The organism is Mesorhizobium sp. M7A.F.Ca.US.005.03.2.1 (genome assembly GCF_003997795.1).
Taxonomy (GTDB): domain Bacteria; phylum Pseudomonadota; class Alphaproteobacteria; order Rhizobiales; family Rhizobiaceae; genus Mesorhizobium; species Mesorhizobium ciceri.
The window spans coordinates 1-8,178 of sequence record NZ_RZRP01000210.1 but is presented as its reverse complement, the minus strand read 5'-3'; the positions used below and the strand labels follow the sequence as shown (position 1 = coordinate 8,178).

At 63.6% G+C, this 8,178-nt stretch carries 6 protein-coding genes; 4 read left to right on the top strand and 2 right to left on the bottom strand.

The window, feature by feature from the left end:
* Positions 1 to 230: 230 nt before the first annotated feature.
* On the bottom strand, positions 231 to 1,058 hold the full coding sequence (locus EN991_RS14100; RefSeq protein WP_027040179.1) for a ferredoxin--NADP reductase: 828 nt from the start codon (positions 1,056 to 1,058) through the stop codon (positions 231 to 233).
* A 221-nt stretch (positions 1,059 to 1,279) separates the two neighbouring features.
* On the opposite strand from EN991_RS14100, the gene EN991_RS14095 reads away from it, so the two are divergent.
* Genes EN991_RS14095 through EN991_RS14080 form a run of 4 tightly spaced genes read left to right on the top strand, consistent with a single transcriptional unit; the run spans position 1,280 to position 7,004 of the window.
* Complete coding sequence (locus EN991_RS14095; RefSeq protein WP_127368982.1) at positions 1,280 to 3,373, top strand: hydantoinase/oxoprolinase family protein; 2,094 nt, start codon at positions 1,280 to 1,282, stop codon at positions 3,371 to 3,373.
* Positions 3,370 to 4,989 (top strand): hydantoinase B/oxoprolinase family protein, encoded by a 1,620-nt coding sequence (locus tag EN991_RS14090; protein ID WP_127368981.1) that lies wholly within the window; start codon positions 3,370 to 3,372, stop codon positions 4,987 to 4,989. Before EN991_RS14095 ends, EN991_RS14090 begins: the two co-directional genes overlap by 4 nt.
* Complete coding sequence (locus EN991_RS14085; RefSeq protein WP_013530392.1) at positions 4,986 to 6,188, top strand: pyridoxal phosphate-dependent aminotransferase; 1,203 nt, start codon at positions 4,986 to 4,988, stop codon at positions 6,186 to 6,188. Before EN991_RS14090 ends, EN991_RS14085 begins: the two co-directional genes overlap by 4 nt.
* Before the next feature lie 3 nt (positions 6,189 to 6,191).
* A complete protein-coding gene (locus tag EN991_RS14080) occupies positions 6,192 to 7,004 on the top strand; it encodes an NAD(P)-dependent oxidoreductase (RefSeq protein ID WP_127368980.1) in 813 nt (270 codons plus the stop codon).
* 227 nt (positions 7,005 to 7,231) lie between these two features.
* Here the strand turns inward: EN991_RS14080 and EN991_RS14070 are convergent.
* Positions 7,232 to 8,178 (bottom strand): FAD-binding protein (locus EN991_RS14070; protein WP_127368979.1); only part of this gene is annotated, 947 nt, incomplete at its 5' end.

The following is an 8,178-nucleotide window of genomic DNA, read 5'->3' as shown; positions in this document are numbered from 1 at the left end:
GTATTGGCGGCGGCACGCGCCGGCAGCGGCGTCACCTTGGCCGAGCCGACATCGGCTTCGCGGATTGTGCTGCTCATCTCCTGCCCTTTCATTCAGCGACGTGTGCCGAAGATAGCCCGTGAAGCCCTACTTCACGAGTCCTGCGGGCGGTCATAACCGAAAAAGGCGGCGAAAGCAGCAATTTTTGACCGTGCGGTCAAAAACGTAGACTTCCGAGATGTTGGTGCGGCTCAGCCGACGAAGGCGCGCTCGACGACAAAAGTCGCCGGATGGCTCAGCGAGCCTTCCTCGAAGCCGAGGCTTTCGGCTAGTTCCTTGACGTCCTTCAGCATATGCATCGAGCCGCAGATCATGATCCGATCGGTTTCCGGGTTGAGCTTGTCGATGCCGAGATCGCTGTAGAACTTGCCGGAGCCGATCAGCGCGGTGATGCGGCCCATGCGTGCCGATTCCTCGCGGGTCGTCGAATTGTAGAGCGTGACGCGCCCAGTGGTCAGTTCACCGATCAGCGGGTCGCTTTCAAGTGCTGCGACCAGCTCCTGGCCGTAGGTGAGTTCCGCATTGTCGCGGCAGGTATGGGTCAGGATCAGCTGATCGAATTTTTCGTAGGTGTCGGGGTCGCGCAGCAGGCTGGCGAAGGGCGCGATGCCGGTGCCGGTCGAGATCATGAACAGCCGCTTGGCCGGCGTCAGTGCGTCGACCACCAGCGTGCCGGTCGACTTCTGGCGCATGATGACGGTGTCGCCGACCTGGATCTTCTGCAGCTCCGAAGTCAGCGGGCCGTCCGGCACCTTGATCGAGAAGAATTCCAGCTCTTCGTCCCAGGCTGGGCTCGCCACCGAATAGGCGCGGTACACCGGCTTCTCTGCATTGGGCAGGCCGATCATGACGAACTCGCCGGAGCGGAAGCGCAGCGACTGCGGACGGGTGATGCGGAACGAGAACAGCCGGTCGGTGTAGTGCTTCACCGAGACCACGGTTTCGGCATAGACATTGGCCGGAATCGGGAACTGCAGCGGTCGGGCGCCGACGGTATTGAGAGCGGATGTGGTGTTCATCAAATCCAACCTTCTGGCCCAGCTCACGGACGCGGGCGCCAAACCTTCACTTGCGCGCCCGGACCATTCAGGTCCCGGCGTGCTGTTCGCACACTCCAAAGCGGCAAGCTCTTGTGTCCGGAATTTATTAGTATACAAACGATATTTGCGTCAAGATGCTCCCTTAAAACAGCTTTCCAAACTGACGCATATCCGTAGTCCGCGCATTTCGGGTTTCGACGATGGAAGAGAATATTTCGGCGCAAGCGCGCGATCCCCAGGGAAATGTCGTTGCCGGTATCGATGTCGGCGGCACCTTCACCGACCTGCTCCTGATCGACGGAAGCGATGGCGGCAGGGTGTATCTGGCCAAGACGCCGACCACGGTCGACAACCAGGCCTTCGGTGTCGTTTCGGCGCTCGGCGCCACCGGATTTCCGATCGACGGCATCGACCTCATCGTGCATGGCACGACCACCACCACCAATGCGGTGCTCGAACGCCGGCTGGCGAAAACCGGCATGATCACCACGCGCGGTTTTCGCGACGTGATCGAGCTTGGCCGGCGCACGCGGCCGCAGGCCTATGGCATGACCGGCAGCTTCGTGCCGATCATCCCGCGCAATCTCAGGCTCGAAGTGTCGGAGCGCGTCGAAGCGTCGGGTGCGATACGCACACCGCTCGACGAGGCCGAAATGCGCGAGGCGGTGCAGACGCTGATCGCGGCCGGTTGCGAATCCCTCGTCATCCATTTCCTGCATTCCTACGCCAATCCGGCGCACGAGCGGCGCGCCACCGAAATTGCCGCCGAGCTCTGGCCGAACGGCTACATCACGGCAGGCCATGCGCTGCTGTCGGAGGCGCGCGAGTTCGAGCGCGGCGTCACCGCTTCGGTCAACGCCTCGGTGCAGCCGATCCTCGAGCGCTATGTCGAGCGGCTGCGCAAGGAACTGGCTGCAAAAGGCTATGCCCGCGACTTCCTGATCATGAACGGCAATGGCGGCATGATCTCGGCCCGCTTCGTCACACGTGAATCGGCCAAGACTGTCATGTCCGGTCCGGCCTCGGGTGTCATCGCCGCCGCCTACACCGGAAAACGTGCCGGCTTCGAAAACCTCGTCACCTACGACATGGGCGGCACTTCGACCGACGTGGCGCTGATCCGCAATGCCGAGCCGGCCGTCTCGAACGAGATCGAGATCGAATATGCCATGCCGATCCATGTGCCGATGGTGGCGGTGCACACGGTCGGCGCCGGCGGCGGCTCGATCGCCTGGGTCGACGCCATGGGCCGCATCCAGACCGGCCCGGAAAGTGCCGGGTCCGAACCCGGTCCCGCCTGCTACGGGCGCGGCGGCAGCCGCCCGGCCATCACCGATGCCGACCTGGTGCTGGGCAAGCTCGACCCGGACAATTTCGCCGGCGGCGCCATCAGGCTCGACACTCAGGCGTCGGAGCAGGCGATCACCCGCGATGTCGGCACCCGGCTTTTACTCAATTCCGTTTCCGCCGCCTTCGGCATCTGCGAGGTCGTCGACGAGAATATGGCCAATGCCGCCCGCGTCCATGCGGTGGAAAACGGCAAGAACATCTCCGACAATGTCATGATCGCCTTTGGCGGTGCAGCGCCCCTGCATGCGGCGCGGCTGTGCGAGAAGCTTGGCGTCGAACAGTGCCTTGTCCCGCAAGGCGCCGGCGTCGGCTCGGCCATCGGTTTCCTCAAGGCGCCGTTCGGCTACGAGGCGCTGGCTTCCAAGCTGATGCGGCTGTCGCGCTTCGATGCATGCGAGGTGAATGCGCTGCTCGACGGGCTGAAGACGACCGCCGAGAGCTTCGTGCGAGCCGGCACGAACAATGCCATCACCCGCGAGATCACCGCCTTCATGCGCTATGCCGGCCAGGGTTGGGAAATCCCGGTGCCGCTGCCCGACAGGGCGTTCAAGCCCGCCGATGAGGTGAGCCTCAAGGACGCCTTCCGGGACAATTATGCGCGCTTCTTCGGCCGTGCCATTGATGGCCTCGACGGATTGGAAATCGAGATCGTCACCTGGTCGGTCAAGGCGCAGGACGTGCGGCCGGCGCCCGCAAGGCACGAGATCACCATGGGGACCAGGACCGTCGCCGCTTCGCAAACGCGCGAGGTTTTCGATCCGGCGACCGGAACCGTCCAGGTTTCAGCCATCATCGAACGCGCCGACCTTTCGCCAGGGGATCGCATCAGCGGTCCGGCGGTGATCGTCGAGCGTGAGACGTCGACGGTCGTCACCACTCTCTTCGATGCCGCGCTACAGAGCGACGGGTCGATCCTCCTGATCCGCAAAGGGGTCCAGGCATGAGCGACATCTTGGAAATCCGCATGCAGGTGATGTGGAATCGCCTGATTTCGGTGGTCGAGGAGCAGGCGCTGACCCTGTTGCGTACGGCCTTCTCCACGTCGGTGCGTGAATCGGGCGACCTGTCGGCCGGCGTGTTCAATCCGCGCGGCGAGATGCTGGCGCAGGCCGTGACCGGTACGCCCGGGCATGTGAACACCATGGCCGAGGCCGTGCTGCAGTTCATGAACGAGATCCCGCGCGAGGAGATGTACGAGGGCGACACCTATGTCACCAACGATCCCTGGAAAGGCACCGGCCATCTCCATGACATCACCATGGTCTCGCCCTCGTTCCTGAACGGCGAACTGGTGGCATTCTTCGCCTGCACCGCGCACGTGGTCGATGTTGGCGGACGTGGCTTCGGCGCCGACGGCAAGTCAGTCTACGAGGAAGGAATCCAGATCCCGATCATGAAGTTCGCCGAGCGCGGCAAGGTGAACCTCGATCTGGTGAAGATCCTGCGCGCCAATGTGCGCGAGCCGAACCAGGTCGTCGGCGACTTCTATTCGCTGGCCGCCTGCAACGAGGTCGGCCATCGCCGCCTGGTCGACATGATGAAGGAGATCGGCCTGGCATCGCTGGACAGGCTGGGAGAGTTCATCTTCACGCGCACGCATGACGCGACGCTGGAGCGCATCAAGGCGCTGCCGAAAGGCACCTGGTCGAACGAGTTGGTGACCGACGGCTACGATACGCCGGTCAAGCTGGTGGCAGCTGTCTCGATTGAGGACGACCATTTGAATGTCGATTTCTCCGGCACCGATCCGACAAGCCGATGGGGCATCAACGTTCCGATCATCTACAGCAAGGCCTATGCCTGCTACGCCCTGAAATGCGTCGTGGCGCCGGAGATCCCGAACAATGCGGCCTCGCTTGCTCTGTTCACTATATCGTCGCCGACCAACATCCTGAACGCCCCGCGGCCGGCGCCGGTCTCCCTGCGGCACGTCATCGGCCATATGGTGCCCGATCTGGTGCTGGGCGCGCTGGCCAAGGCGCTGCCGGGCCAGATCCTTGCCGAAGGGGCGGCGGCACTGTGGAACATCCACATCTCGGTCAGGCCGGTCGCCGGGAGCGATGGACGCCGCGCCGAGGTGCTGATGTTCAATTCCGGCGGCATGGGGGCCCGCCCGACGTTGGACGGGCTGTCCGCCACCGCCTTTCCGTCCGGTGTCCATACCATGCCGATCGAGGCGACCGAGCACACCGGGCCGATCGTCATCTGGCGCAAGGAACTGCGTCCCGATTCCGGCGGCGACGGGGAATTTCGCGGCGGCCTCGGCCAGATCCTCGAAATCGCGGCCACTGAAGGCCACGAGTTCGATTTTTCCGCCATGTTCGACCGGGTCAGGCATCCGGCCAAGGGACGCGATGGCGGCAAGGACGGGATAGCCGGCATCGTCAGGCTCGACGATGGCACGCTGATGCGCCCGAAGGGCTGGCAGCACGTTCCGGCAGGGCGTCGTCTGGTGCTGGAACTTCCTGGCGGTGGCGGCTATGGCGATCCCTCCAGGCGCAGTACGGAGGCGCGGGCACAGGACGTGTCCAGGGGCTATATTTCGGAGAAAAGCCGATGAGCTACATTTCCTCGCGCCTGTCCGTGGTCAAGCCGTCGGCTTCGATGGCCGCCTCGCAGGCGGCCAAGGCGCTACGGGCCAAAGGCGTCGACGTCATCGACCTTGGCCTTGGCGAACCTGATTTTCCGACGCCTGCCCACATCATCGAAGCGGCCTATGCAGCCGCCAAAGCGGGCCAGACCCTCTACACCGCCGCAGCCGGCTCACCGGAAGTGCGCGAGGCCGTGGCCGGGAAGTTCAGGCGCGAGAACGGACTGGACTACACGGCCGACGACATCGTCGTGGCCAACGGCGCCAAGCAGATCATCTTCAACGCGCTGATGGCGACGCTGGAACCCGGCGACGAGGCCATCCTGCCCGCGCCCTATTTCGTCTCCTATCCTGAGATGGTGAAGCTGCTAGGCGGCACGCCCGTCACGGTCGAATGCAGGGAAAGCGGCGGCTTCAGGCTGACGCCCGAACTCTTGGAAAAGGCGATCGGGCCGAGAACCAAGTGGCTGTTCCTGAACATGCCCGGCAATCCATCCGGAGCGGTCTACTCGGCCGACGATCTCAAGGCGCTTGGCGCTGTCCTTGCCAGGCATCCGCAGGTGCTCATCCTGTCGGACGAGATCTATGAGCACATCATCTTCGATAACCGCGAATTCGTATCCTTCGGCAAGGCCTGCCCTGACCTCAAGGACCGAAGCCTCATCGTCAACGGCGTGGCCAAGGCCTATGCGATGACCGGCTGGCGTGTCGGTTATGCAGCCGGCCCGGCACCACTCGTCAAGGCGATGTCGATCATCCAGAGCCAGTCGGTCACTTCGGTCTGCTCGATTGCCCAGGCGGCGACGGTCGCCGCACTGAATGGCCCGCAGGACGAGGTGGCTCGTTTCCGCGATGCATTCGAGGCGCGCAGGAACCTGGTCGTCGATGGCATAAGGCGCATCAACGGCCTGACGCTGCCGCCGCCGGAAGGAGCTTTCTATGCCTATATCGGTTGCGCCAGCCTGATCGGCCGCAGGACCCCAAAAGGCGTCATGCTGGAGGACGATACGGCGGTGGCGACCTATCTTCTGAACGAAGGCCGCGTGGCCTCGGTGCCGGGCACTGCCTACGGACTTTCACCTTATTTTCGTATCTCCACCGCCACCAGCGAGGAGGTGCTTGCCGAGGCGATCGCGCGGATCAACGCCGCCGTCGCGCAAGTGGAGTAGACCATGCCGCATTACGAACGCATCCTGATCACCGGCGCCGCCGGCCGGCTTGGCTCGGAACTGCGAAAGGGGCTGGTGCCGCTGGCAAAAACGATCCGCCTGGCGGGTCGCGAACCGTTCGGCGATCTTGCTCCTCACGAGGAAGAAGCGGTCTTCGATCTCGCCGACATGGAGGCGACAATCGCGGCCACCAAGGACTGCGACGCGATCGTGCATTTCGGCGGTGCGCCGCTTGAATGCGAATGGCAAACGATCCTGGATTCCAGCATTCGCGGATCCTACCACATCTACGAAGGCGCCCGGAAACACGGCGTGAAGCGGATTATCTATGCTTCCTCGGTGCATGCCATCGGCTATCATGAAGTCGAAGCCCATATCGGCGTCGATGCGCCGGTGCGCCCCGACAGCCTCTACGGCGTGTCGAAGAATTTCGTCGAAAGCCTGAGCCGGCTCTACTGGGACAAGTTCGGCATTGAGACGGCTTGCCTGCGTATCTTCTCGTCCTTTCCCGAACCGGCCGACCGACGCATGCTGTGGTCGTATCTTTCCTTCGCCGACTGCGTGCGTCTGGTCGAAGCAGCACTGACGGCGCCGCGCGTCGGGCACACAATCTCGTTCGGCATATCCGACAACAAGCTGAAAATGGTCGACAACAGCGGCGCCAACCATCTGGGGTTCATCCCGCAAGACAGCGCCGAGCCATTCCGCGCAGCGGTCGAGGCGAAGACGCAGATTCCGGATCCCAAGGCGCCATCGGTGAAGTATCTGGGCGGGTGGTTCTGCGAGCTTGGCCATCCGGACGACAAGCGGGCGTAACTATCAAAAAACCAATCCGCTAGATGGCGAAGACGAAACATCCACCAACACCCCTACGGCTCCCTGCAATTCACGGCGACAGCCGAATAATGATCATGAAGCGCTTCCGGGACGTTCAGGCCAGGGCGACACCGGCGATCGTGCAAGACCGTAGGCTCCGGCGATCACCCCCATGCCTCCGGTGTGCTTCTGGGGTTCGGTGACGTCTGCCATGTAGGCTTCCGCGATCACCTGTACTGATGCAGGATCGTCTCGGCCGCAATGAAGCCCCAGGTCAGGTTCGGGCCGAGCGTGGTGCCGGCCCCTACGGCGCGCGTGCCGATGGGGTTGGCCATCGCAAGCCCTGCCGCATAAAGGCCGGGAATGATCGAGCCGTCCGGTCTCAACACCTGCGCCCGCTCGTTGGTCCGGGCCCCGCCCTTGGTGCCGAGGATCGAGCGATTGATCGTCATGCCGACGTAGGGCGCCTTGTCGATCGGCTTCAGCCGGTTCTCGGGGCCATGCGCCTTGTATGCCTCCCAACCATTATCGCCGCGGTGGAAGTCCGCATCGTGCCCGTTCTCGCAAAAGCCGTTCCAGCGCGCGATCGTCTCCTCCAGCGCCGCCGCCGGCAACCCGAGCTTGGCGGCAAGGCCAGCGATGGTATCGGCCTTCTTGATCCAGTCGCGCTCGTAGGAGGCATACCAGCGGAAAGGCAGCGAGGTTTTGAGGAAACGATTATCGCCAACGAGATAGCAGGGCAGATGGACGGGCTCGCCATCCGGTCCGCGCGCATCGATCGCCTCGCCGATGTTGAAGGCGTTTTCGCTGACAAAGCGCTTTCCCTCGCGATCGACCACGATCGAATGCGGCTCGGCCTGGAAGGTCATCGGCAAGCCGTGCGACTGTCCCTGGTAGCGCGTCGGCAGGCAGGGATAGACGTTCGCCTGATCCATGCGGTCCAATTGCGCGCCGACGGAAGCCGCAAGCTTCTGGCCGTCGCCCTCATTGCCGCGCGGGCTGCCGATCCGGTCGAAGGCGCCGGGGAAGTGGCGTGCGCGCATCTCGGCGTCCCATTCGAAGCCGCCGGTTGCGATGACGACGCCGCGGCGCGCGACGATCTTCGTGCGCCGGCCCTTGCTCTCCACCTCCGCGCCGGCGATGCGTGAGTCCGGATCCTGAAGCAGGGTGACGG